At 53.4% G+C, this 25,491-nt stretch carries 19 protein-coding genes and 3 tRNA genes; 18 read left to right on the top strand and 4 right to left on the bottom strand.

The window, feature by feature from the left end:
- Positions 1–157 precede the first annotated feature (157 nt).
- The 3 genes from epmA (at position 158) to CKQ54_RS01215 (ending at position 4,221) form a co-directional block, all read left to right on the top strand.
- The gene (gene epmA, locus CKQ54_RS01225) at positions 158–1,135 is read left to right on the top strand and encodes an elongation factor P--(R)-beta-lysine ligase (RefSeq protein ID WP_113877077.1); all 978 of its coding nucleotides are present in this window, start codon (positions 158–160) and stop codon (positions 1,133–1,135) included.
- Between the two features lie 265 nt (positions 1,136–1,400).
- Entirely contained in the window at positions 1,401–2,768 is a 1,368-nt protein-coding gene (locus CKQ54_RS01220) for a uracil-xanthine permease family protein (protein WP_120162432.1), read from the top strand.
- A gap of 94 nt (positions 2,769–2,862) precedes the next feature.
- Positions 2,863–4,221, top strand: coding sequence for an 8-oxoguanine deaminase (locus tag CKQ54_RS01215; RefSeq protein ID WP_120162431.1), 1,359 nt, complete (start codon positions 2,863–2,865; stop codon positions 4,219–4,221).
- A gap of 69 nt (positions 4,222–4,290) precedes the next feature.
- On the opposite strand, the gene mscM is transcribed toward CKQ54_RS01215, so the two are convergent.
- The 3 genes from mscM to rsgA all read right to left on the bottom strand — a co-directional run bounded on the left by mscM (position 4,291) and on the right by rsgA (position 10,018).
- Positions 4,291–7,659, bottom strand: a complete 3,369-nt coding sequence (gene mscM, locus CKQ54_RS01210) for a miniconductance mechanosensitive channel MscM (RefSeq protein ID WP_120162430.1) — start codon at positions 7,657–7,659, stop codon at positions 4,291–4,293.
- A 47-nt stretch (positions 7,660–7,706) separates the two neighbouring features.
- The gene (gene asd, locus CKQ54_RS01205) at positions 7,707–8,798 is read right to left on the bottom strand and encodes an archaetidylserine decarboxylase (protein ID WP_244220156.1); all 1,092 of its coding nucleotides are present in this window, start codon (positions 8,796–8,798) and stop codon (positions 7,707–7,709) included.
- A 182-nt stretch (positions 8,799–8,980) separates the two neighbouring features.
- A complete protein-coding gene (gene rsgA, locus CKQ54_RS01200) occupies positions 8,981–10,018 on the bottom strand; it encodes a small ribosomal subunit biogenesis GTPase RsgA (protein ID WP_112289774.1) in 1,038 nt (345 codons plus the stop codon).
- 126 nt (positions 10,019–10,144) lie between these two features.
- Here rsgA and orn point away from each other — a divergent pair, with 126 nt between their 5' ends.
- The 4 genes from orn to CKQ54_RS01180 all read left to right on the top strand — a co-directional run bounded on the left by orn (position 10,145) and on the right by CKQ54_RS01180 (position 11,345).
- Positions 10,145–10,690: an oligoribonuclease gene (gene orn, locus CKQ54_RS01195; protein ID WP_120162429.1), complete on the top strand. Its 546-nt coding sequence runs from the start codon at positions 10,145–10,147 to the stop codon at positions 10,688–10,690.
- Between the two features lie 316 nt (positions 10,691–11,006).
- Positions 11,007–11,082: transfer RNA gene (locus CKQ54_RS01190), tRNA-Gly, on the top strand.
- 57 nt (positions 11,083–11,139) lie between these two features.
- Positions 11,140–11,215 (top strand) — tRNA-Gly (locus CKQ54_RS01185).
- A 54-nt stretch (positions 11,216–11,269) separates the two neighbouring features.
- Positions 11,270–11,345: transfer RNA gene (locus CKQ54_RS01180), tRNA-Gly, on the top strand.
- 314 nt (positions 11,346–11,659) lie between these two features.
- Here the strand turns inward: CKQ54_RS01180 and queG are convergent.
- A complete protein-coding gene (gene queG, locus CKQ54_RS01175; RefSeq protein ID WP_120162428.1) occupies positions 11,660–12,814 on the bottom strand; it encodes a tRNA epoxyqueuosine(34) reductase QueG in 1,155 nt (384 codons plus the stop codon).
- On the opposite strand from queG, the gene nnr reads away from it, so the two are divergent.
- The 11 genes from nnr (at position 12,813) to CKQ54_RS01120 (ending at position 25,362) form a co-directional block, all read left to right on the top strand.
- On the top strand, positions 12,813–14,327 hold the full coding sequence (gene nnr / locus CKQ54_RS01170) for a bifunctional ADP-dependent NAD(P)H-hydrate dehydratase/NAD(P)H-hydrate epimerase (protein ID WP_120162427.1): 1,515 nt from the start codon (positions 12,813–12,815) through the stop codon (positions 14,325–14,327). The genes queG and nnr overlap by 2 nt on opposite strands.
- Positions 14,328–14,337: 10 nt before the next feature.
- On the top strand, positions 14,338–14,805 hold the full coding sequence (gene tsaE / locus CKQ54_RS01165; RefSeq protein ID WP_120162426.1) for a tRNA (adenosine(37)-N6)-threonylcarbamoyltransferase complex ATPase subunit type 1 TsaE: 468 nt from the start codon (positions 14,338–14,340) through the stop codon (positions 14,803–14,805).
- Between the two features lie 7 nt (positions 14,806–14,812).
- A complete protein-coding gene (gene amiB, locus CKQ54_RS01160; RefSeq protein ID WP_120162425.1) occupies positions 14,813–16,588 on the top strand; it encodes an N-acetylmuramoyl-L-alanine amidase AmiB in 1,776 nt (591 codons plus the stop codon).
- A gap of 32 nt (positions 16,589–16,620) precedes the next feature.
- A complete protein-coding gene (mutL, locus tag CKQ54_RS01155; protein WP_120162424.1) occupies positions 16,621–18,522 on the top strand; it encodes a DNA mismatch repair endonuclease MutL in 1,902 nt (633 codons plus the stop codon).
- Positions 18,515–19,456, top strand: a complete 942-nt coding sequence (gene miaA / locus CKQ54_RS01150; RefSeq protein WP_120162423.1) for a tRNA (adenosine(37)-N6)-dimethylallyltransferase MiaA — start codon at positions 18,515–18,517, stop codon at positions 19,454–19,456. The genes mutL and miaA overlap by 8 nt, the downstream gene beginning before the upstream one ends.
- 114 nt (positions 19,457–19,570) lie before the next feature.
- Positions 19,571–19,879, top strand: coding sequence for an RNA chaperone Hfq (gene hfq / locus CKQ54_RS01145; protein ID WP_013573763.1), 309 nt, complete (start codon positions 19,571–19,573; stop codon positions 19,877–19,879).
- A 98-nt stretch (positions 19,880–19,977) separates the two neighbouring features.
- Positions 19,978–21,282, top strand: coding sequence for a ribosome rescue GTPase HflX (hflX, locus tag CKQ54_RS01140; protein WP_120162422.1), 1,305 nt, complete (start codon positions 19,978–19,980; stop codon positions 21,280–21,282).
- A 33-nt stretch (positions 21,283–21,315) separates the two neighbouring features.
- On the top strand, positions 21,316–22,620 hold the full coding sequence (hflK, locus tag CKQ54_RS01135) for an FtsH protease activity modulator HflK (protein ID WP_113877087.1): 1,305 nt from the start codon (positions 21,316–21,318) through the stop codon (positions 22,618–22,620).
- Between the two features lie 2 nt (positions 22,621–22,622).
- Positions 22,623–23,624 (top strand): protease modulator HflC, encoded by a 1,002-nt coding sequence (hflC, locus tag CKQ54_RS01130; protein ID WP_112286828.1) that lies wholly within the window; start codon positions 22,623–22,625, stop codon positions 23,622–23,624.
- A 94-nt stretch (positions 23,625–23,718) separates the two neighbouring features.
- Positions 23,719–23,919, top strand: coding sequence for a DUF2065 domain-containing protein (locus CKQ54_RS01125; RefSeq protein WP_120162421.1), 201 nt, complete (start codon positions 23,719–23,721; stop codon positions 23,917–23,919).
- A gap of 144 nt (positions 23,920–24,063) precedes the next feature.
- Positions 24,064–25,362: an adenylosuccinate synthase gene (locus CKQ54_RS01120; protein WP_112286826.1), complete on the top strand. Its 1,299-nt coding sequence runs from the start codon at positions 24,064–24,066 to the stop codon at positions 25,360–25,362.
- The last annotated feature ends 129 nt before the right edge of the window (positions 25,363–25,491 follow it).

Raw genomic sequence — 25,491 nt, 5'->3', positions numbered from 1 at the left:
TGTAAGGGAATTATGATACCAAAGGGGTAGAAGTGGTAATTTGATGTGAACGCGCATTTAGGCTTTCTGTGCTTTATGCATCTCAAAATGAGATATTTGTTTGCCTGCGGGGATGCAGGTAGACTGCATGACTTTTCTGAATTCGGAGTAAATCACCATGAGCGAAACAGCAAGCTGGCAACCCAGTGCTCCTGTCGCCAATTTGTTGAAGCGTGCGGCTATCCTCGCTGAGATTCGACGTTTCTTTGCCGATCGCGGTGTGCTGGAAGTTGAAACGCCGGCGATGAGCCAGGCTACGGTGACCGACATTCATCTGGTGCCGTTCGAGACACGTTTTGTCGGGCCGGGTGCGGCTGATGGCATGACGCTGTATCTGATGACCAGCCCGGAATACCATATGAAACGCTTGCTGGCTGCGGGCAGCGGGCCGATTTATCAGATGGGGCGCAGTTTCCGTAACGAAGAAGCGGGACGTCACCACAATCCCGAATTCACCATGCTCGAATGGTACCGTCCGCGTTATGACATGTACCGCCTGATGAATGAAGTGGATGATTTACTCCAGCAGGTTCTTGATTGTGATACCGCTGAAACCCTGTCTTATCAGCAGGCGTTTACCCGCCACCTGAATGTTGATCCGTTATCCGCCGATAAAGCGGAACTGCGTGAAGCAGCGGCAAAACTGGATTTATCCAACATCGCCGATACTGAAGAAGATCGCGATACACTGTTGCAGTTGCTGTTTACGATGGGTGTTGAACCGCACATCGGGCGCGACAAACCAACCTTCGTTTATCACTTCCCGGCGACTCAGGCCTCTCTGGCGGAAATCAGTACGGAAGATCACCGCGTCGCGGAGCGTTTCGAGGTGTATTACAAAGGCATTGAGCTGGCGAATGGTTTCCGTGAACTGACGGACAGCCGTGAGCAGCGTCAGCGTTTCGAGCAGGATAACCGCAAACGTGCGGCGCGCGGCCTGCCGCAGCATCCTGTCGATAACAATCTGCTGGATGCGTTAGAGCACGGTATGCCGGAATGTTCCGGTGTGGCGCTGGGCGTTGACCGCCTGATTATGATTGCGCTGGGCGCTTCCAGCCTGAGCGACGTGCTGGCCTTCCCGGTGACTCGCGCCTGATAGTGATTAAGCCCTGATCTCAGGTCGGGGCTTCCTTCCCAAACTCTTCCTGTTACGCCCCATCATTGTGCAATTAATCCAAAATCGCGCATTTACTGAAACAAAAGTACCCAAATGGCGCAACACTGATTTTAAAGTTTCAGTGTCAGGCGCAGTGCGCCACACCCCGTAAACAGGGCATTCCTCATGCTTTAACGGAAATTTTCCTCCGGCTGGCCTGATTTATGCATTACCGGATTATCATTCATCATCCGGAAAACCCGTTATGTCAGAATCCAACGACAAAGAACTTCTTTATGGACTGGAAGAACGCATTGCACCGGCACCGGCATTTTTTACCGCCATCCAGCACGTGCTGGCAAGCGTGGTGGGGATTATCACGCCGCCGCTGATTATCGGTTCAGTGCTGGGGCTGAATGCGTATTTACCCTATCTCATCAGCATGTCTTTGCTGGCGTCCGGCATCGGGACATTTATTCAGGCGCGCCGCTTTATGTCAGTCGGCGCGGGGATGATTTGTCTGCAGGGCACCAGCTTTGCGTTTCTGGGGGTGATCCTCTCCGGCGGTATGCTGGTAAAAAGCCGCGGTGGTTCGCCGGAAGACATCATGGCGATGATTTTTGGGGTGAACTTTGTGGCGGCATTTATCCCGCTGCTGGTCAGCCGGTTCATCGGCCAGATGCGCCGCGTGTTTACGCCGCTGGTGAGCGGCACCGTCATTGCGCTTATCGGTATCAGCCTGATTAAAGTCAGCATTACCGACTGGGCAGGTGGGCATGGCGCGGTGAATTTTGGCGCACCGGCTAATCTCGGGCTGGGGGCGCTGACGCTGCTGGTGATTGTCGCCTGTAACCGTATCGAGGTGCGCTGGCTGCGCCTGTCATCAATCGTTTTGGGCATTGTTGTCGGCTGTATCGCCGCTGCGCTGACCGGCCATCTGACGGTGAAACCTTTGCAGGGTGACTGGTTTGCATTGCCGCAACTGTTCCGTTTTGGTTTTAAGTTTGACTGGATTATTTTCGTACCCATCGCGCTGGTGTCGTTTATCAGCATTCTTGAAGCGGTGGGGGATCTGACGGCTAACTGCATGCTGTCACAGCAGCCGATTGAAGGGGAAAGCTTCCGTAAGCGTCTTAAAGGCGGCATTCTGGCCGATGGCATCAGCTGTCTAATCGCGGCGGCCTTCTCGTCATTTCCTAACACGACATTTGCACAGAATAACGGCGTGATCCAGATGACCGGCGTCGCCAGCCGTTATGTCGGTATGTATATCGGCGCGGTATTATTAGTGCTCGGATTGTTCCCGTTCATCGGTGAAATCCTGCAGCAAATTCCTGCGCCAGTGCTGGGCGGTGCGACACTGGTGATGTTCGGCAGTGTGGTTGCGGCGGGGATCCGCATCATGACGCAGTCGCCGGTCGGGCGTCGCGAAATGTTGATTATCGCTATCGCCTTTGGCATCGGTCTGGGCATTGAAGCGGTGCCGGATGTCCTTGGCCAGTTCCCGCCAATCGTCGGTAATATTTTCGGCCATGCGGTGACCAGTGGTGGCGTTCTCGCTATCCTGCTCAACTTACTGATGCCGGCAGAACGCAGCACAAGTGTTGCGGCACAGGAAGTTAAGGTTCACTGAAATCCCGCGCGTTGCGCCCCTGGATCAGCAGACAGGGCATAACTGAGCTGACTCACTTTTTGAATTTATTGTGACCTTAAAAAGGAAGTCAGATATGTCAGAACAACGCATGTGGATCAAAAATCCGCTGGCGGTTTTTACCGCCAATGAACTCGATGCCCGTGGCGGCATCGTCATTGAGGGGCAGAAAATTGCCGAAGTGCTGGCCTCTGGTCAGCATCCCTCACACCCGGTCGATCACATCTTTGATGCCTCAGAATCTGTACTGCTGCCGGGCCTCATCAATACACATCACCATTTCTATCAGACACTGACCCGCGCCTGGGCGCCTGTGGTCAACGTGCCGTTATTCCCGTGGCTGAAAAAGCTTTATCCCGTGTGGGCTCGTTTAGGGCCGGAGGCTCTGGGGCTGGCAAGCCGCGTCGCGATGGCTGAGCTGCTGCTTTCCGGCTGCACCACCACCACCGACCACCATTATCTTTTCCCGCAGGGTATGGAAGAAGCCATTGATGTGCAGGTCGAGGTCGTCCGTGAACTGGGCATGCGTGCGTTGCTGACCCGTGGCTCGATGAGTCTTGGCGAAGAACAGGGCGGTCTGCCGCCGGAACAGACGGTGCAGTCGGGCGAGGTGATTTTGCAGGACAGTCAGCGTCTGATTGACCGTTATCACCAGCGCGGAGAGGGTGCCTGGATGCAGATTGCGCTGGCGCCGTGCTCGCCGTTTTCGGTCACGACCGAGATTATGCGCGAGAGTGCAAGGCTGGCCCAGCAAGAAGATGTCCGGCTGCATACGCATCTGGCGGAAACGCTGGACGAAGAACAGTTTTGCCTGAAAATGTTTGGCCTGCGTACAGTCGATTATCTGGAAAGCGTCGGCTGGCTGAGCGACCGCACGTGGCTGGCGCACGGTATTCATTTTAACGACGATGAGATCCGCCGTCTGGGCGCGGCGGGCACCGGTATCTGTCATTGCCCTGTGTCGAATATGCGGCTGGCGTCCGGCATGTGTCCGACACGTGATCTGGAAGCGGCAGGCGTGCCGATTGGTCTGGGCGTTGACGGCTCTGCGTCGAACGATGCCTCAAATCTGATGTATGAAGCGCGGCAGGCGTTGTATCTGCAACGTTTGAAATACGGTGCGGAATACGTCACGCCGGAAAGAGTGCTGGGTTGGGCGACGAGCGGTTCGGCGAAGCTTATCGGTCGCGATGATATCGGGCAGATTGCCGTGGGCAAACAGGCCGACCTGGCGCTGTTTAAACTCGATGAATTACGTTTCAGCGGCAGCCATGATCCGGTTGCCGCGCTATTACTGTGTGGCGCGGAAAAAGCCGATCGCGTGATGGTCGGCGGAAAATGGCGGGTCATTGACGGTGAAATTGTCGGCATGGATATCCGATCGCTGATATCACACCATCGCAAAGCGGCGGCGGCGCTGATCGCCGGTCTCTAAACTGCGGGTATTAAAAAGGGCAGAGGAATCTGCCCTTTTGCTGTACTTGTTACTGCTGTAAATCGACTGCTATAAATCGCCCGGCGAACGCGAACTGTTTCCGCTGCGGCCACTGCCGCTGCTGCTGGTAAAGGTCGCGTTATTGCCATTTTGCGCACGATGTAGTGTTTCCATACGCACCTGGAATGGCGGGAACGGCAGTGTGATGCCGTGCTCGCGGAATCCGGCCAGGATCAGCTGATGGATTTCATGACGAAGCGGCATACGGTGCGCCATTTCAGCGGCGTGCATACGCAGCTCGAAAATCTGAATACCTTGCTGTAAATCAACCAGATAGGCTTCCGGCGCTGGCATATCCAGCACCAGCGAGCAGCGGTGCGCCGCATTCAGCAGGATTTCCGTCACTTCTTCCGAATTGGCTTCTGACGGCGCAGGAACGGTGAGTACCACACGGGTGACGGAATCCGACAGCGACCAGTTGATGAACTGCTCGGTAATAAAGGCCTTGTTCGGCACGATAATCTCTTTGCGGTCCCAGTCAGCGATCGTGGTGGCGCGGGTGTTGATCTTGGTGATGCTGCCGGTCAGATTACGGATCGTCACGGTATCGCCGATACGGATTGGTTTTTCAAACAAGATAATCAGGCCCGAAATGAAGTTGGCGAAAATCTCCTGCAAACCAAAGCCCAGACCGACACCCAGTGCGGCGACCAGCCATTGCAGTTTTGCCCATTCGATGCCGATCAGCGAGAAGCCGGTCAGGCCACCAATCAGCAACAACACGTATTTGGTGACGGTCAGCACGGCGTAACCGGTACCCGGCGTCAGATCCAGATGTTGCAGCAAGGCCAGTTCAAGCAGTGCAGGCAAATTACGCACCAGCTGCGTGGTGATAATCAGCACCAGAATGGCGATCAGTACCGATCCCAGGGTGATCGGCTGCATACTTTCCACGCCCTGCACGGTAGAGGCAACCTGCCACAGATGGATATTTTCCAGGAAAGAGAAGGCTGAATGGATCTCAGACCACAGGAAGATCACTGAGATCAGCGCGATCAGCGTCAGCAGCGAACGAACGAGGCGTAATGATTGCGCGGAGATCGCATCCAGATCGACCACCGGCTCTTCCACTTCTACCGTACCTTCGTTGCTGGTGTTGACGTGATTCGCATCCTCTTCACCACGTGCGCGCTGATTCAGCATTTCAGCACGGCGCTGTTTGGCGCGCTCGAAAGCAATACGACGTCGCTGGATCAGCATCCAGCGGCGGATAATGTGATAAATCACCAGCAGTACAAACCAGATAGCCACCGAGGTTTCCAGACGCGCCAGCAACGCCTGCGAGGTCGCCAGATAACCCAGCAGTGAGGCCAGCGCCGCCACAATTGGCGCGCCCAGCAGCATCCACCACAGCGTTTTGTTGATGACGTTTTCGCTGTTGCCCTTTTTATCGTGATATAGCGGAATACCGGCTCGTTTCAGGCTGTGAGTGACCAGCGCCACCACCAGACACAGAATGACAAAGCACAAACGCCCGAGCGTATTGGAGAATTCGCGGTCATTGAGATTATCGAAAGTAATCAGCGCCATAATCAGCGGCACCATGACCCAGATCGACAGCGCGTAATAGCGCAGTGCGCGTGAAACGGCACGCTGCGGCCAGCCGAAGTGCGCGACAAACAGCCCCTGAGGATGCGCCAGTGCTGCGCTGACCATAAACGCCCACAGAATCGGCAGCGTAGCGGTCACGCCATCACCAATCGCCACTGCAATCGGATACGGCCAGGCACTTTGCAGCCCGAAGCCCAGCGCGGCCCACAAGACCGGCAGCGGCATCGCCACCAGAATTGACCAGAATACGGTGCGCATCGTCAGCGAGAACTGATCCTGCGTAACTTTACCGACCCGGCTGCTGGCACGTTCAAGGAATGCATAGTAATGCTTGCGGGAGCTGATGCTGATAATCACCAGGATCAGCGCACCAAACAGCGGCAACAGCGTTTCTTTGCTGGTGACCATCATCATGAAAGCGCCGCCGAGCTGGGTCAGTGAATCCAGTGACACCAGACGTTTCAGGTCATGCGCCACCTGCACCGGATAAGAAATCCCGATGGCGCTGACGTCCGCCACCCAGAACAGATAGCGGTGGGCGGCCTCATGTACGTCATTCAGCGCTTCGACCAGCTGACTGTTGGCCACTTTCAGCTTGGTCAGTTCAAGAATTTGGGTATCGCAGCCTGAAAGCAGGGAATTGAGCAAATCACGCTGAGTCCGCAACTGGGCATCAAGGATTTTCTGCTGCGCGGCGGTCAGCGGCTTGCCGTCGTCCTGCCGTGCCTGACGATAAATCGGCTGCTTATCGAGTAAATCTTCATAGTGCAGACGCTGAACGCGTAGCTGGCCCATGTCGCGGTCAAGCTGTTGCGGTTTTGGCATTTCCGGCAGACGGGAGACCTGCGCCCGCAGCGTTTCCCCCAGAAGATTGGATGCACCGAGCCATTGCGCCTGTTCGCGAATGGTATTGATCGCCTGACGCACCTGCTGTGTCTGAGCGGCAGCCTGACGTTGCTGGGAAGATATCAGATCCATCCGCTGCGCCTGCTGATTCAGTGCCAGCGACAACTCACGGTTGGACTGCAATTGCTGACTGATGGAATGCGGCAGTTCGCCACTTTGCTCGGCCAGCAACTCGGTTTTTTCCAGCGCCTGTTCGGCTTCACGCTGGCGCTGATTATTCAGCGTATTGCGTAAAGCCTGTAATTGCTGATCCAGATAATCGGCGCGCTTTTTGTAGAGATCGGTGCGCATTCTCGACAATTCCTGCCGGTTATTGGCAGAAAGCTGAGCCAGCTCCAGTTCATCGACTTTGGCTTTGCGCGCGGCAGATTCCGCCTGCAAGGCACTCAGCTGCGCCTGCGCCAGCGGGGACGATGTGGCTGCCGCAGTTGCCGCCTGCATCCTCTGCTCAATGTCACCAAGTGCATTGCGGGCCTCAGATTGCTGTTGCGGGATCAGACTCAGAGAATCGCTGATGTCCCGTGAGCGGTCCTGCTCCTGACGTAACTGGCGGGTTTCTTCCAGCTGCTGGCTGCTGACTTGCAGAATTTGCTGCTCGAGCTGAGCAGTAGGAATGCTGCCATCAACCGCTGGCGGTTTATCCGGCTGATTTTGTAATTCCTGACGCAGTGCCTGCGTCAGTTTTGGGAAGTCATCAATGACCTTCTGGTACTGCTCGGTGCGACCGGCTGAAACACTGGCTTCATTCAGCCAGTTGAGCGCGCTTTGCAGCGCCTCAACCACCTGTGTCTGATTGGCCATTTCTTTGTTGGCTTCCGCCTGTTTCAGTTCCTGTTTGAGCTGATCTTCAGTCGGCGCTGCACCCGCCATCAATGGCAGGGACAGCAGTAAACTCATCAGCAAGGCGGGGATCAGGCGCACTCGGTCACATCCTTTTCTTCAGTTCTTTATGTCAGTTCAGTCTGAACTCAGTAGTCTTTAGGCGCTTGTGGTTCAGCCGTTGCCACACCTGCTGGTGTTTCTGTTTTGACAGGGACTTCGGTAACCACAGGCTCAGCGACTACAGGTTTTGTAACTACAGGCTCAGTAACTACAGGCTCAGTAACTACAGGCTTTGTAACTACAGTTTCTGCAACGACTGGCTCCGCTACGATCGGTTCTGCTACAACCGGTTCCGCCGTTGCAGTTGCTGGTGTACGCAGAGCTTCGGCGAACGGTTCGCCCATGCGGGTCACGGTGCCATTTTTCAAATTTGGCATGAAACGGGTCTGATTTGCTGCAAACAGGTTGATCACGGTGGAACCCAGTTTGAAGCGGCCCATTTCCTGACCTTTTTCCAGTGCGATGGCGCCTTCTTCGCCTGCAGCCGGATAGGTCCAGCGCTTGATAATGCCTTCGCGCGGCGGTGTGACACAGCCAGCCCAGACGGTTTCAATACTGCCGACAATCGTCGCGCCAACCAGAATCTGCACCATCGGACCGAATTCAGTATCAAAGACGCAGATGACGCGCTCGTTACGGGCGAACAGATTCGGCACGTTGGCGGCAGTCAGCGGATTCACGGAGAACAAATCGCCCGGCACATAAATCATTTCGCGCAGCACGCCGTCGCACGGCATATGCACGCGGTGATAATCGCGCGGTGCCAGATAGATAGTCGCGAACTGACCGTCTCTGAACTGCTCTGCCAGCTGATAGTTACCCGCCAGCAGCGCTTCTAAACTGTAAAAATGGCCTTTGGCCTGGAACAGTTTGCCATCGGTAATTGCGCCTAACTGACTGACTGCACCGTCGGCTGGCAGGCAAAGCATATCCAGACCGCTGACCACCGGACGTGCGCCATCGCGCAGCGGGCGGACGAAGAATTCGTTGAATGTCGCGTAAGATTTCAGATCCGGATTTTGTGCTTCTTTCATGTCGACGTTATAAAAACGCGCAAAGGCTTTGATCACCCAATGGGTCAGCGTGGCGGCACGTTTATCTGCGCCCCAGCCTGCAAGACGGGTCAGTCCTTGTTTAGGAAGTAAGTATTGAAGTTTGATTTTGATACTGTCCAGCACGGGGAAAACCTCTTGGATGGTATGAATGACCGGCGTTACCGGCCATTTTGCAGGAAACTCTGAATCCTGTTCAGAGTCACGCAGTGTTGTATGGCGGAGGATTGTAACGGGGTGAAATCAACGGTTCAACTTCCGTTAACTTCACCCGTTTGCCATTAACATGTTAATTCAATTAATTAGCATTAAAGCGCGTCAAAGTTTTTACGCGTTTTTACGTCTTCCATACTTTCCAGAATACGGTGGTAGTTGTCGAAACGTTCTTCGGCAATTTCGCCACGGTCTACGGCGTCACGGATTGCACAGCCCGGATCACTGCCGTGTTTACAGTCGCGGAATTTGCAGTAGCCGAGGAAAGGACGGAATTCGACAAAGCCCTGGGTGATCTGCTCTGGCGCAAGGTGCCACAAACCAAATTCACGCACGCCCGGGGAATCGATAACGTCGCCGCCATGCTGGAAGTGATACAGACGCGCTGCAGTGGTGGTGTGCTGGCCAAGACCTGAGTTATCAGACACTTCGTTCACCAGAATTTGTTTTTCATCCGGTGGCAGAAGGGCATTCAGCAGGCTTGATTTACCTACACCCGACTGACCCGCGAAAATACTGATGCGATCGGTCAGCGCCGTTTCAAACGCTGGCATGCCTTCGCCGGTCTGGCTCGACACTTCAAGTACGCGATAATTGATATTGCGGTAGATATCCATCATGCCCTGAACGAATTTACGGCCTTCGTCATCAAGCAGATCGATTTTGTTGAGCACAATCAGCGGCTCAACTTCCACGGTTTCGCACGCAACCAGATAACGGTCGATGATATTAAGCGACAGCTCCGGCAGAATGGCGGAGACAATCACAATCTGGTTAATGTTCGCGGCGATGGGTTTTACGCCATCATAGAAATCAGGGCGTGTCAGAACGGATGTGCGTTCGTGTACCGCCTCGACGATGCCTTTCACACTGGTGTTTTCCCCGGCGCGCCATACAACGCGGTCACCGGTGACCAGAGAACGGATGGTACGGCGGATATTGCAACGGTGCTGGCTGCCGTCGGCCGCTTCAACGTCCGCATGCATCCCGAAACGGCTGATGACAACACCGTCCTGCGGTTCGCCATGCAGAGAATCGTCCAGCTCTTTCCGTTTGTCGGTCTGTGTCAGACGACGCTGATGGTTAGTCTGAACGCGACGTTGTTGCCCTTTAGACAGTTTTGACTTAGTCACTGCGCCTCACTTAACTGGCTTTAATCGCTCGGTGCGACCAAAACGACTATGATACCAGCTATTTTATATTAAATGCCCGAATGACGGAGATCTCCGTCAACTCTCTACTTTGTAACAGGACACATCATGGCTGCAAATGACTCGAACTTAATTTGGATCGACCTGGAAATGACCGGTCTGGATCCTGAACGTGACCGCATTATTGAGATTGCTACGCTGGTGACCGACGCGCATCTGAACATTCTGGCCGAAGGGCCGGTGATGGCAGTGCATCAGTCTGACGCTCAGCTGGCGCTGATGGACGACTGGAATGTGCGCACGCACACCGGCAGCGGTCTGGTGGAACGTGTGAAAGCCAGCCCGTTTGATGACAATGCGGCGCAGCAAAAAACCATCGAGTTTCTGCGCGAGTGGGTTCCGGCGGGTAAATCGCCGATTTGTGGTAACAGCGTCGGGCAGGACAGACGCTTCCTGTTTAAGTACATGCCGGAGCTGGAAGCCTATTTCCATTACCGCTATCTGGACGTCAGCACGCTCAAAGAACTGGCGCGTCGCTGGAAACCGGAAGTGCTGGGCGGCTTTAAGAAGCAGAATACCCATCAGGCGCTGGACGATATTCGTGAATCCGTGGCTGAGTTAGCGTATTACCGCGAACACTTTATTAATCTTTAATCTCCGTCATCCTTCTGGCTGCTGATGCGTTGGCTGCACTCTCTCACCCGAATCACTGACCATGTCAGCCCATCGGGATGAACGAGTTTGCCGCCTTCCTGCAACCCGAATGATTTAGGAGAAATATTTTAAAAATCTTTAAAAAGGTCTGTGGAACACGAATTCACCGTGTTTCGCTGATTAATTCACCGGTTTGATGTTTTAATCGGCACTTGAACGAAAAATTCATTTTTTTGCTTTCAGGGGCTTGCGGCTAAAAGGATTTCTCGTATAATGCGCACCCCGTACCGATGAAGAATTTCGTTGAGTGCGCAGAGCGGGAATAGCTCAGTTGGTAGAGCACGACCTTGCCAAGGTCGGGGTCGCGAGTTCGAGTCTCGTTTCCCGCTCCAAATTTTTAAGTAGTTAGATTTAAAGATTAAAACGTAAAAAATGCAGTGCCATGCGACGCGGGAATAGCTCAGTTGGTAGAGCACGACCTTGCCAAGGTCGGGGTCGCGAGTTCGAGTCTCGTTTCCCGCTCCAAAATTTCAAAGTCTGTACATTTTTAACAGTACAGCAGATGCCAGACATCTCAATGCGGGAATAGCTCAGTTGGTAGAGCACGACCTTGCCAAGGTCGGGGTCGCGAGTTCGAGTCTCGTTTCCCGCTCCAATTTTCTTCTTCAGTACAAAATCATTTCTTTATGCCTTTCTGGTGCATGTTTCGTGCGCAAATGAAACAATCATTACACGGTTTGTATTATTTTTTTAAACAGACTTATCCACAGCTTTAGTTGTTTTTTTGCACTGTCTGTTTTTTGTGCCTGCCATATTGCCAAAATATAACACGCTGATTTATATCAAAATAAATTTATAGCGAAACGTTATGACGATCACTTGCTCTTTTTTTTGCACTTGATTGGCAAAGCATTTTTATTTTTATGCACAGAAAATTATACAAAGCAGATCATCGTTTTTTGGGAAATGTTATGCATCCCTTGGCAAACCTTTTTCCACCGCTCGGATCAGCCGTTTCTGCTGCAGTGTTTGTACTTCAATACGATGTTCATTTCTTCTTTGAACCTGTTGCGCGATAGCCCAGCTGATATGTTCATCCAGCAGCGCATTTTCCCCTTCGCGCGAATGCAGCGAATCCATCACGTCCTGCGAGTAGGGCGCATTGCCTAATGCCACTGCTATGTTGCGCAGCCAGCGCAGATGTCCGATACGTCGTATCGGCGAACCTTCCGTAATCCGTAAAAACTTCTCTTCCGTCCAGCCAAACAAAGTCACCAGCACCGGCGCATGCAGCGCGGCGCGCGGGCTAAAATCCTCTTCATCAGTCAGTTGCGAATAACGATTCCAGGGGCAGATCAGCTGACAGTCATCGCAGCCGTAGATGCGGTTGCCCATCAGCGGGCGGAATTCTTCCGGTATTGCCCCTTCAAGTTCGATAGTCAGATAGGAAATACAGCGGCGCGCGTCAACGGTATAAGGCGCAACGATGGCACCGGTCGGACAGGTAGTGATACAGGCCACGCATTTGCCGCATTTCTCTTCCTGGGGCTGATCGACGGGTAACGGCAAATCAATCAGCAGTTCGCCGAGAAAGAACCACGAGCCGGATTCACGGTTGAGAATAAGTGAGTGTTTACCAACCCAGCCAAGACCGGCTTTCGCTGCCAGCGGGCGCTCCATGACCGGCGCGGAATCGACAAAGGGGCGGAAGGTGACGGTCTGATCAGCATGCTCAGTACAATGCGCCTGGATCATGTCGCCCAGTTTTTTCAGGCGCTGCCGCAACACCTTGTGATAGTCGCGTCCCAGGGCGTAACGGCTGACATAACCGAGTTGCGGATTATTCAGGGTTTTGGCAAAGGCGGCTTTGGCGGGCAGATAGTTCATGCGCACGCTGATCACCCGCAGCGTGCCGGGCAGCAATTCATGCGGACGGGCACGTAACATGCCGTGGCGCGCCATCCAGTCCATCTCGCCATGATATTGTTTATCAAGCCAGTCTTGCAGTTTGGGCTCTTCAACAGATAAGTCTGTATCGCAGATGCCAACCTGCTGGAAGCCTAGCGATTGGCCCCATTGCTTGATATGTTGAGCCAGTTGAACGAGATCGAGAGGGAGTGTCATGACGAACCAACGTGAAAAACGAAACGAGGCGAGTTTACCACATTCCGTGTTTTCTGCTGACTGGCTGCAAAAAGCTGAGCGTCAGGCGGCGCAGGAAACGGGGATTTCTCTGTTTACACTGATGCAACGTGCGGCGAAGGCCGCTTTTTTACTGGCGCAGCGTGAATTTCCACATACGCGTCACTGGCTGATTTTATGTGGTCACGGCAATAACGGCGGTGACGGTTTTGAAATGGCGCGTCTGGCGAAAAGCGCAGGCATACGCGTGACGCTGCTGGCCGTGGAAGGGAGCAAACCGCTGCCTGATGAAGCGGAAATGGCGCGAACAGGCTGGCTGAAAAGTGGCGGAGAAATCAATTCTGCCGATTCTGCATGGCCGCATGATGCAGATCTGATTATTGATGGTTTGCTCGGCACCGGTTTATCTTCTGCGCCCCGCGCACCTTACGACGGGCTGATTGACGCCACTAATTCGGCATCTTTGCCTGTGATATCTCTCGATATTCCTTCGGGGCTTGATACGCAAACTGGCCAGACAGCGGGGAAGGCGGTTCACGCCACGTACACTGTCAGTTTCATCGCCCTTAAACCCGGTTTGCTGACCGGACAGGCGCGCGATTACACCGGTAAATTACATTGTGATGCGCTGGGGCTGCAAAGCTGGCTGGGTGGACATCTGGCAGCGTTACAGCGGCTGGACGCGTCGCAGTTAGGCACATGGTTGCACCCGCGCCGTCCATGTTCTCATAAAGGAGAACACGGGCGTTTATTGGTGATTGGCGGCGATACCGGTTTTGCTGGAGCAATCCGTATGGCGTCGGAAGCCGCTTTGCGCGCCGGTGCCGGATTGGTGCGAGTACTCACTCACAAAGAGCACGCTGGCCCGTTGCTGACCGCCAGACCTGAGCTCATGGTGCAGGAACTGACCGCAGCATCGCTAGATGAAGGGCTGGAATGGGCTGATGTGTTAGTCATCGGCCCCGGTCTGGGCCAGAAAGAATGGGGTAAACAGGCGGTTGATCGCGCGGCAAAATGGGATAAACCGGCGTTATGGGACGCTGATGCGCTTAACCTGCTGGCAATCAATCCCGGGAAACGGCAAAATCGCGTACTGACGCCTCATCCTGGCGAGGCAGCCCGCTTACTCGGTTGCAGCGTGAAGGAAATTGAGAGTGACCGCTTACTTTCGGCGCAGAAACTCACGGAACGCTATGGCGGCGTGGTGGTGCTGAAAGGTGCGGGCAGTCTGATTGCCAGTGAACATGGCGAAATGGCGCTGGCAGATGTCGGCAATGCCGGTATGGCATCGGGCGGCATGGGCGACGTGCTTTCTGGTATCATTGGCGGATTGCTGGCTCAGAAACTGAATATTTATGATGCGGCCTGCGCGGGCTCAGTGGTTCATGGCGCTGCCGCAGACGAAATTGCCCACCGGCAGGGAACGCGCGGTATGCTGGCAACTGATCTTTTAGCGGTGATTGCCCCGTTAGTTAATCCAGACCTGAAGAAATAGATATCACTGAATGAATCAACTTAATATCTCTCTACCCGACGAAGCGGCGACGCTGCAACTAGGTGCTTCACTGGCGAAAGCCTGCGAGGGCTCTACGGTTATCCATCTTTATGGCGAACTGGGAGCCGGTAAAACAACCTTTAGCCGGGGATTTCTTCAGGCATTGGGGCATCAGGGCAATGTGAAAAGCCCGACCTATACGCTGGTTGAGCCTTATCAGCTGGAAAAGATCGCCGTCTATCATTTTGACTTGTATCGCCTGGCTGATCCTGAAGAACTGGAATTTATGGGTATCCGCGACTATTTCGCACAGGATGCTATTTGTCTGGTGGAATGGCCGCAGCAGGGTGCTGGCGTGTTACCCGAATCAGATATAGAACTGACGCTGGATTATTCCCAGACCGGGCGCACCGCGAAGCTGGTGGCGGTTTCCGAATCTGGTATAAATTTGCTGCATCGTGTTCAACAGCAAGGATGATCACGCGATGAACTCACGTTTTACCTCTCTGTTTACGTCGGCGGCGATGTCATTATCGACGCGGATGTTATCGACGCTGGTGTTATCAACGCTGATGTTGTTTGCTGTGCTGGCGTCGCCGGTTTTTGCGGCGGGTATGAAAAATATCAATGTCTCTAATGGCCAGACGCAGTCGACAATTACGATTACGTTTGACGGTTCGCCGGATTACTCCTTTTTCCCGCTGCATAATCCTGAACGTGTGGTGATGGATATCCGTCAGGACGGCGTGATGAAAGGCCTGCCGCTGAATTTTAATGGCCAGAACCTGGTGACGCGTGTGCGTGCCAGTACGCCGCCGAATGCACAAAGCCAGCGTCTGGTGTTTGAGCTGAATCAGAAAGTCAGAACCAACGCGACGAAACAAAAAGACGGCAGCCAGTACACGGTAGTGCTGACCATGAATGCCGCCGCGCCCGCACCACGCCGTGCTGCGCCGGTTGTCACAGCCACCAATACGCCTTCGCCAAATGCAGGCAAAACGGTCACGCCGTCGTCGAAATCCAATCCGTTTACCAACGATCAGACTAAAGTGGTTTCCACTTCCGTCGCCCCTGATAACTCGCGTTCATCAACTGTCAGCACCAGCGACAGCAGAATCATTGTCGCGATTGATGCCGGTCACGGCGGACAGGATCCCGGAGCCATCGGTGCGGGCGGTCTTAAAGAAAAGAACGTCACTATTGCCATCGCCCGGAAATTGCAGGCGATTCTGAATGCTGATCCTATGTTCCAGCCGGTATTAACCCGTGACGGTGATTACTTTATTTCCGTTATGGGACGTTCCGATGTGGCGCGTAAGAAAAACGCCAACGTACTGGTTTCCATTCACGCCGATGCCGCGCCAAGCCGCAGCGCGCGTGGCGCATCGGTCTGGGTACTATCGAACCGCCGTGCGAACAGCGAAATGGGTAACTGGCTCGAGCAGCACGAGAAGCAATCTGAGCTGTTAGGTGGTGCGGGTGACGTGCTGGCGAATACCGCATCCGATCCTTACCTGAGTCAGGCCGTGCTCGATTTGCAGTTTGGTCATTCTCAACGTGTCGGCTATGACGTTGCGACCCGTGTTCTGCGCGAACTGCGCTCCGTCGGCTCGTTGCATAAAGCCAAGCCGGAGCACGCCAGTTTAGGCGTATTACGCTCGCCAGATATTCCTTCCCTGCTGGTGGAAACCGGCTTTATCAGTAACTCAACTGAGGAGCGGCTGCTGGGCAGCAGCGCGTACCAGGATAAAATTGCGAGGGCCATTCACATCGGTCTGCGTAATTATTTCCAGTCGCATCCGATACAAAACGGCCCAAAGGTCGAAAACCGTCCGCTGCTGGCCTCATCAGCAGCGGCGGCCGGCAGTAGCGCGAAAGCCAGTAATCAGCCGGGACCGATTGAAGTGACCGCCGGTGCAGCCGGTGCGACGCAGATCCATAAAGTGACCCGCGGCGAAACGCTGACCGGCATCGCAAACAGCTACGGCACGACGACTGCGGCGCTGCGTGATCTCAATAAACTGAAAAAAGACGGTGTCTGGGTCGGCCAGCGATTGAAAGTGCCAGCGGGCACCCGCACATCTTCTGGTACAACGGCAAAAGCGTCGAAGAAATCGTCGAAACATACGGTTAAACGCGGTGATACGTTGTCGGCAATCGCGAGTAAATATGGTGTCAGTATGAATGACATCAAAACCGCAAATCACATGAAGTCTGGCGAGGTACAGCTCGGCCAAACCTTAACTATTCCACAGTCATAGGCGGTTCATCACCGTCAGCCACAGGAGCCGCTATGCCGATCAAGGTACTGCCGCCGCAACTTGCTAACCAGATAGCTGCGGGCGAAGTTGTCGAAAGGCCGGCTTCCGTGGTGAAAGAGCTGGTGGAAAACAGCCTTGATGCCGGCGCAACGCGAATCGATATTGATATCGATCGCGGCGGTGCCAAGCTAATCCGCATTCGCGATAACGGCTGTGGTATTGGCAAAGACGAACTGGCGCTGGCGCTGGCGCGTCATGCAACCAGTAAAATCACCTGTCTTGACGATCTCGAAGCTATCATGAGTCTGGGATTCCGCGGCGAAGCGCTGGCGAGTATCAGCTCGGTTTCGCGTCTTATCCTGACATCACGAACGGCTGAGCAAAATGAAGCCTGGCAGGCCTACGCCGAAGGGCGCGACATGGCGGTCACAGTCAAACCCGCAGCGCATCCGCAGGGCTCGACCATCGAAGTGCTGGATTTGTTCTACAACACGCCCGCCCGCCGTAAGTTCATGCGCACCGAGAAAACCGAATTTACCCATATTGATGAAGTTGTCCGCCGGATTGCGCTGGCGCGCTTTGACGTGTCCGTCAATCTCAGCCACAACGGCAAGCTTATTCGCCAGTATCGCGCGGTCAAAGACCCTTCGCAGTTCTCCCGACGTCTGGCAAGCATTTGCAGCCCGACATTTGTCGAGCACGCGCTGGAAGTGGAATGGAGTCACGGTGACCTGGCGATCCGTGGCTGGGTGGCGGATCCGGCAGGTTCGCGCAACCTGACTGACATGCAATATTGTTATGTGAATAATCGTATGATGAAGGATCGTCTGATAAATCACGCGATCCGTCAGGCCTATCAGGATCAGCTGAAAGACGATCAGCAACCCGCGTACGTGCTTTATCTGGATGTCGATCCGCATCAGGTGGATGTCAATGTGCATCCGGCCAAACACGAAGTGCGTTTCCATCAGTCGCGGCTGGTACACGATTTTATTTATCAGGCGGTGATGTCCGTATTGCAGCAGGCGGGCGCGCCGGTTCTGGATGAGCCACAGCTACAGGAAGATACACCACGCTGGCAGCAGGAAAATCGTCAGGCCGCAGGCGGGAATCATTTCTCGCAACCGGCAGAACGTAAATCATCACCACCGCGTGAAAATGTGTTTCCTGAAACAGCACGTGCCAGCCAGCCCCGGGAACCGGCTTTTCGCAGCAATGAACAGGCTTACAATCCTTCTGAAAGCAAGGCTTACGGCCGTTTATTGCAGCCTGCGCCGGAGTCATTCATCTTACAGGAACCGGCTCCTGTCGTGGCACAGCCCGCTAAGTCTGCCGCTTCTGCGGCCCGTACACTGGCTGAACCGGCGCTGGAATCACACAGCCAGAGTTTCGGACGTGTGCTGACGGTCTGTTCGGCGGAATATGCGTTACTCGAGCGCGGCAAACAACTGGTGCTGCTGTCGTTGCCGGTGGCCGATCGCTGGCTGAAATGGGCGCAGCTGACACCGCCGGAAGAAGGGTTACGTCCGCAGCCGCTTTTGATTCCGCTTAAACTGAACGTCAGTAAAGAAGAGGCCGCTGTCATGGCGCGGCATCAGACGTTATTGCAGCATTTTGGTTTAGAAATGCTCAATGAGTCGCATCGTGTGACGGTTCGCGCGGTACCTTTACCATTACGACAACAAAATTTACAAAAGTTGATACCTGATCTGTTAGGTTACCTTGCTGTTCAGCAGGAGGTGACTTCTGATGCGGTAGCCATGTGGTTTGCCCGCCACTGTGGCTGCGAGCACGAGGTCTGGACGATTTCACAAGCCATACAATTACTCACGGATGTTGAGCGTCTTTGCCCGCAGTTGGTGAAATCGCCTCCGTCCGGACTTCTGCAACCTCTTGATTTACAGTCCGCGCTGGCGGCTTTTAAGCATGACTGACTCTGAAAACAACGCGCTTCCCCCGGCAATCTTTATCATGGGGCCGACCGCATCCGGTAAAACGGCACTGGCGATGTCGCTGATGAACCATCTTCCCGTTGAGTTAGTCAGCGTGGACTCGGCTTTAATCTATCGTGGGATGGACATCGGCACAGCGAAACCGACGGCGGAAGAGCTGGCGCAGGCGCCGCACCGTCTGATCGACATTCTGGATCCGGCCGAGGCTTATTCCGCGGCAGACTTTCGTCGCGACGCATTACGCGAAATGGCTGAAATAACCTCACGCAATAAGATCCCGTTATTGGTAGGTGGGACTATGCTTTATTTCAAGGCATTGCTTGAAGGACTTTCCCCGTTGCCCCCTGCTAATCCTGACGTTCGTGAACGTATCGAAAAGCAGGCGGCGGAGCAGGGTTGGGAAGCACTTCATGACCAACTGCGCGAGATAGACCCGGTGGCGGCAATGCGAATTCATCCGAATGATCCGCAGAGACTGTCCAGAGCACTGGAAGTTTTTTTTATTTCGGGTAAAACTTTAACGGAACTGACTAAAATTTCGGGTGAAACATTGCCCTATCGTGTTCATCAGTTTGCGATTGCCCCGACCCGTCGTGAATTATTACATACGCGGATCGAGGAACGTTTTAGTCAGATGTTGTCCAATGGTTTTGAAGACGAAGTCAGAACGCTGATAGCTCGGGGCGATTTGCATACCGATTTGCCTTCTATTCGCTGTGTAGGCTATCGCCAGATGTGGTCATATTTGTCTGGTGAATTCGATTACGATGAAATGGTTTATCGTGGTGTTTGCGCGACACGACAGCTGGCCAAACGTCAGATGACCTGGTTGCGAGGTTGGGAGGGTGTCGAATGGCTCGATTCTGAGAAGCCAGAAGAGGCCTTAAACCGTGTAATTCAGGTTGTTAGTGCATAGGTTGGGTGATTGTGTACAATTGATGAGTACTCAGCGCGCAAATTTTTTATGTGATTTATTTTCGAGCCGATAGGCTCAAAGTTACAAACAACAAACTAATAAGGAAAAGATAGAATGGCTAAGGGGCAATCTTTGCAAGATCCGTTCCTGAACGCATTGCGTCGTGAACGTGTTCCGGTTTCTATTTACTTGGTGAATGGTATTAAGCTGCAAGGCCAGATTGAGTCTTTTGACCAGTTTGTCATTCTGTTAAAAAATACGGTAAGCCAGATGGTGTATAAACACGCTATCTCCACCGTAGTGCCTTCCCGCCCGGTGTCACACCATAGCAATAATCCAGGTTCGGGCAGCACCAACAATTATCACCAAGGTAGTACTCCGTCTGCGCAACAGCCGCAGCAGGAAAACGATGACGCTGAATAAAGCGCAACGTTGGTCAACCACGAAGGGGTTCATAAGTATTCCGATTATGCTTATGCACCCCCGGCTGGCGAATATTTCCCAAATGAGAGGTCGCAAGCTTGTTTGACCGTTATGAAGCCGGTGAGCAGGCCGTACTGGTTCATATCTATTTCTCGCAAGACAAAGACACGGAAGACCTGAGCGAATTTGAATCGCTGGTTTCTTCTGCAGGTGTAGAGGCGTTGCAAGTCGTCACCGGGAGCCGTAAGGCACCGCACCCTAAATACTTTGTCGGTGAAGGAAAGGCCCAAGAAATCGCAGATGCCGTCAAAGCAACGGGCGCCTCTGTCATCCTGTTTGATCACGCCTTGTCTCCCGGCCAGGAAAGAAACCTGGAAGCCTTATGCGAATGTCGCGTTGTCGACCGCACCGGATTGATATTAGATATTTTTGCCCAGCGGGCCCGAACACACGAAGGTAAGTTACAAGTAGAACTGGCGCAATTACGCCACATTGCTACCCGACTGGTTCGTGGCTGGACGCACCTTGAACGACAGGGCGGCGGTATTGGCGCACGTGGTCCGGGTGAAACCCAGCTCGAAACTGACCGCCGTTTACTGCGAGACAGAATCACTTTAATCCTCAGCCGTCTTGAAAAAGTGGCTAAGCAGCGTGAACAAGGTCGCCGTTCACGCGTTCGTGCGGATATTCCGACGGTGTCTTTGGTTGGATATACCAACGCCGGGAAATCCACACTTTTTAACCGTATTACTCAGGCCGATGTTTATGTGGCCAATCAGTTGTTTGCTACGCTTGATCCTACGCTGCGCCGTATTATGGTCGCAGATGTCGGGGAAACAGTTTTGGCGGACACCGTAGGGTTTATTCGTCACCTGCCCCATGATTTGGTTGCGGCCTTTAAAGCAACGTTGCAGGAAACCCGACAGGCATCTCTGTTATTACATGTTATTGATGCAGCGGACATCCGTGCTCAGGAAAATATTGACGCGGTGAATACGGTGCTGGCAGAGATCGAAGCAGATGAAATTCCTGCGCTGTTAGTGATGAACAAAATAGATATGTTGGATGATTTTGTCCCGCGTATCGACCGCAACGAGGAGAATTTGCCTGTCAGAGTCTGGCTTTCAGCCGTGACAGGTGAAGGCATTCCGTTGCTATTTCAGGCATTAACGGAGCGACTCTCCGGCGAAATCGCGCAGCATGAATTGTGCTTGCCGCCGGAAGCAGGCCGCCTTCGTAGCCGTTTTTACCAGCTTCAGGCAATTGAAAAAGAATGGATTGAAGAGGATGGCAGTATTGGTCTGATGGTGCGAATGCCCATCGTTGACTGGCGCCGCCTCTGCAAACAAGAGCAGGAACTGGAAAGCTATGTCCGCAACCAGAGCCTGTCTGATTTGGCCTGAAGAACACCAATCATAGAATAATGGAGCTATAACATGGCGTGGAATCAGCCCGGTAATAACGGACAGGACCGCGACCCCTGGGGCAGCAGCAATAATAATAGCGGCAACTCTGGTGGAAATTCTGGTGGAAATAATGACAACAAAGGCGGCCGCAATCAGGGGCCACCTGATCTGGATGATATCTTCCGTAAACTCAGCAAAAAACTGGGTGGTTTCGGTGGAAAAGGTTCAGGCAACAATAACAACAACAGCAATAACAACGGTGCGCCAACCGGTTCCGGTCATGGAATGAGTGGCACCCGGATTGCCGGCATCGCGGTCGCTGCGGTGGTGGTTATCTGGGCTGCAACAGGTTTCTATACCATTAAAGAAGCCGAACGTGGCGTTGTGACCCGTTTTGGTAAGTTCAGCCATCTGGTTGAGCCAGGCCTGAACTGGAAACCGACCTTCATCGACCAGGTACGCGCAGTGAACGTAGAATCGGTACGTGAACTTGCTGCGTCTGGCGTGATGCTGACCTCTGACGAAAACGTGGTACGCGTTGAAATGAACGTACAGTACCGCGTGACGGATCCTGAAGCTTATCTGTTCAGCGTCGCCAATCCTGACGACAGCCTGAGCCAGGCAACGGACAGCGCATTACGTGGCGTAATCGGCAAATACACGATGGATAAAATCCTGACTGAAGGCCGTACCACGGTGCGTAGCGATACCCAACGTGTACTGGAAGAAACCATTCGTCCGTACAAAATGGGTATCACTATTCAGGACGTTAACTTCCAGACCGCGCGTCCGCCGGAAGAAGTGAAAGCTTCCTTCGATAACGCGATCGCTGCCCGTGAAAGAGAGCAACAGTCTATTCGTGAAGCAGAAGCTTATGCGAACCAGATCCAGCCTCTGGCAAACGGTGAAGCACAGCGCTTACTGGAAGACGCAAAAGCCTATAAAGACCGTACTGTTCTGGAAGCACAGGGTGAAGTTGCCCGTTTCTCCAAACTGTTACCTGAATATAAAGCCGCGCCGGAAATTACCCGTGAGCGTCTTTATATCGAAACCATGGAAAAAGTCCTCAGTCACACCCGTAAAGTTCTGGTGAGTGACAAAGGGAATAACCTGATGGTATTACCGCTGGATCAGATGCTGCGTGGCGGCAATGCAGCAGCCAATGACACCAGCAAAAATGATGAATCAGGTTTGTTGCCTTCCGTTCCGGGTTTAACCAGCAGTAATGGCAAAAGCAGTGCCGGTACCAGCAGTTCCCGTTCGTCTGGCAGTGTCATGGACCAGCGCCGTGCAAACGCACAGCGTGACGATACACTTCGCGTAGGGAGAGAATAACAATGCGTAAGTCATTTTTACTTATCGTCGTTGTGGTGCTGGTGGCGCTTTATGCCTCACTGTTTGTCGTTCAGGAAGGTCAGCGCGGGATCGTGCTGCGTTTCGGTAAAGTCCTGCGTGACAGCGATAATAAACCGCTGGTCTATGCGCCGGGCCTGCATTTTAAAGTTCCTTTTGTGGAATCCATTAAAATGCTCGATGCGCGTATTCAGACCATGGACAACCAGGCTGACCGCTTCGTGACCAGCGAGAAGAAAGACTTGATCGTCGATTCTTACCTGAAATGGCGTATCAGTGATTTCAGCCGCTACTACCTGGCAACAGGCGGTGGTGATGTGTCTCAGGCAGAAATTCTGCTGAAACGTAAATTCAGTGACCGTCTGCGTTCTGAAATTGGTCGTCTTGATGTGAAAGACATCGTGACCGATTCCCGTGGCCGTCTGACGCTGGATGTGCGTGATGCGCTGAACACCGGTAGCGTAGGTGATGAACCTGAAGCGACCACAGAAGCTGATGATGCGATTGCCTCTGCGGCAAAACGTGTTGAACAGGAAACCAAAGGCAAACAGCCTGCGGTCAACCCGAACAGCATGGCAGCACTGGGTATTGAAGTGGTGGACGTCCGTCTGAAACAAATCAACTTGCCGGAAGAAGTGTCCAGCGCGATTTACGATCGTATGCGCGCTGAGCGTAATGCGGTGGCATTGCGTCACATTTCTCAGGGTAAAGAAGAGGCGACCAAGATCCAGGCAGCGGCGGATTACGAAAGAACCCGTACTGTGGCTGAAGCAGAACGTACAGCCCGTATCACCCGCGGTGAAGGTGATGCCGAAGCGGCGAAACTGTTTGCTGATGCATTCAGCCAGGATCCTGACTTCTACGCATTCATCCGTAGCCTGCGTGCTTACGAGGCCAGCTTCAAGAGCGGTAACGACGTGATGGTGTTGAGCCCTGACAGCGATTTCTTCCGCTTCATGAAGTCTCCTGATCAAAAGAACAAATAATTGCTGATGCAATTTCCAAAAGGCCCTTAACGGGCCTTTTGTCTTTTCTGAAACCGGTATAATTTTCCGCAAAGGAAGCACTGAGACACTCAACATGAATTCGACAATTTGGCTGGCGCTGGCGTTAGTTTTGGTTCTTGAAGGTTTGGGGCCGATGCTTTATCCAAAAACATGGAGAAAAATGATCCTCTCACTGGCGAATCTTCCGGACCACATTTTACGGCGTTTTGGCGGGGGACTTGTGGTGGCAGGCTTCGTTATTTACTACATGTTGCGTAGTCGTCTGGGCGGCTGAGGTTTTGTTACAACCCTGGTGTCACGTCTTGCTGCGACGCGTAGCACGCAATTAAAATTTTTCCCGCAAACGTGTGCTAAAAGTGCTGGAAAGCACAGAATGAGATGTTAGAATCCTTTTTTAAGCAACCTGGTGATTCTTGAGATGGGTAAGAACGTCGTCGTACTCGGCACTCAATGGGGTGATGAAGGGAAAGGCAAGGTCGTAGACCTGCTTACTGAACGGGCTAAATATGTTGTGCGCTATCAGGGCGGTCACAACGCCGGTCACACTCTGGTTATCAACGGTGAAAAAACCGTTCTTCATTTAATTCCTTCTGGCATTCTGCGTGAAAACGTGACCAGCATCATCGGCAACGGTGTTGTTCTGGCGCCTGACGCGTTGATGAAAGAAATGGGCGAACTTGAAGCTCGTGGCATCCCTGTACGCGAACGTCTGTTACTGTCTGAAGCTTGCCCGCTGATCCTGCCTTACCATGTCGCGCTCGACATGGCGCGCGAAAAAGCGCGTGGCGATAAAGCGATCGGCACTACCGGTCGTGGTATCGGCCCGGCTTATGAAGATAAAGTTGCCCGTCGCGGTCTGCGCGTAGGCGATCTCTTCAACAAAGAAACTTTCGCTATCAAGCTGAAAGAAATCATCGATTACCATAACTTCCAGCTGGTTAACTACTACAAAGTAGAAGCCGTTGATTTCCAGAAAACGTTGGATGATGTCATGGCTATCGCCGACATCCTGACGGCTATGGTTGTTGACGTGTCTGAGCTGCTGGATGGCGCGCGCAAGCGTGGCGACCTGATCATGTTCGAAGGCGCGCAAGGCACGCTTCTGGATATTGACCACGGGACTTATCCGTACGTGACCTCTTCCAACACCACCGCTGGCGGCGTCGCTACCGGTTCAGGTATTGGTCCGCGTTATGTTGATTATGTTCTGGGTATCGTCAAAGCCTACTCCACCCGCGTGGGTGCAGGTCCGTTCCCGACTGAACTGTTCGACGAAACTGGCGAGTTCCTGCGTAAGCAAGGTAACGAGTTTGGCGCGACCACTGGCCGTAGCCGTCGTTGTGGCTGGCTGGACATCGTGGCTGTACGTCGTTCTGTGCAGATCAACTCCCTGTCTGGTTTCTGTCTGACCAAACTGGACGTGCTGGACGGTCTGAAAGAAGTGAAGCTGTGTGTCGGTTACCGTATGCCTGATGGCCGCGAAATGACCACCACTCCGCTGGCTGCTGAAGGCTGGGAAGGTATCGAGCCAATTTACGAAATCATGCCTGGCTGGACCGAAACCACCTTCGGCGTGAAAGAAGTAGAAAACCTGCCACAGGCAGCGTTGAACTACATCAAGCGTATTGAAGAGCTGACAGAAGTGCCGGTCGATATTATCTCTACTGGCCCGGATCGTAGCGAAACCATGATCCTGCGCGACCCGTTTGACGCATAACAGCCTGAGCTGATTGCGTAAAAACGTCTAACCGGGCAAAACTGCCCGGTTTATTTTTTTGTGAATCCCTTCTCTTGTGTACTTTCCATAAACCATCCACTATCTAAATGATTAGCTGCAAAGTTCGCG

This window comes from Rahnella variigena, from assembly GCF_003610915.1.
GTDB classification, from domain to species: Bacteria; Pseudomonadota; Gammaproteobacteria; order Enterobacterales; family Enterobacteriaceae; genus Rahnella; species Rahnella variigena.
Note: the sequence above shows the minus strand (reverse complement) of the source record. Positions and strands in the feature narration are given on the sequence as shown.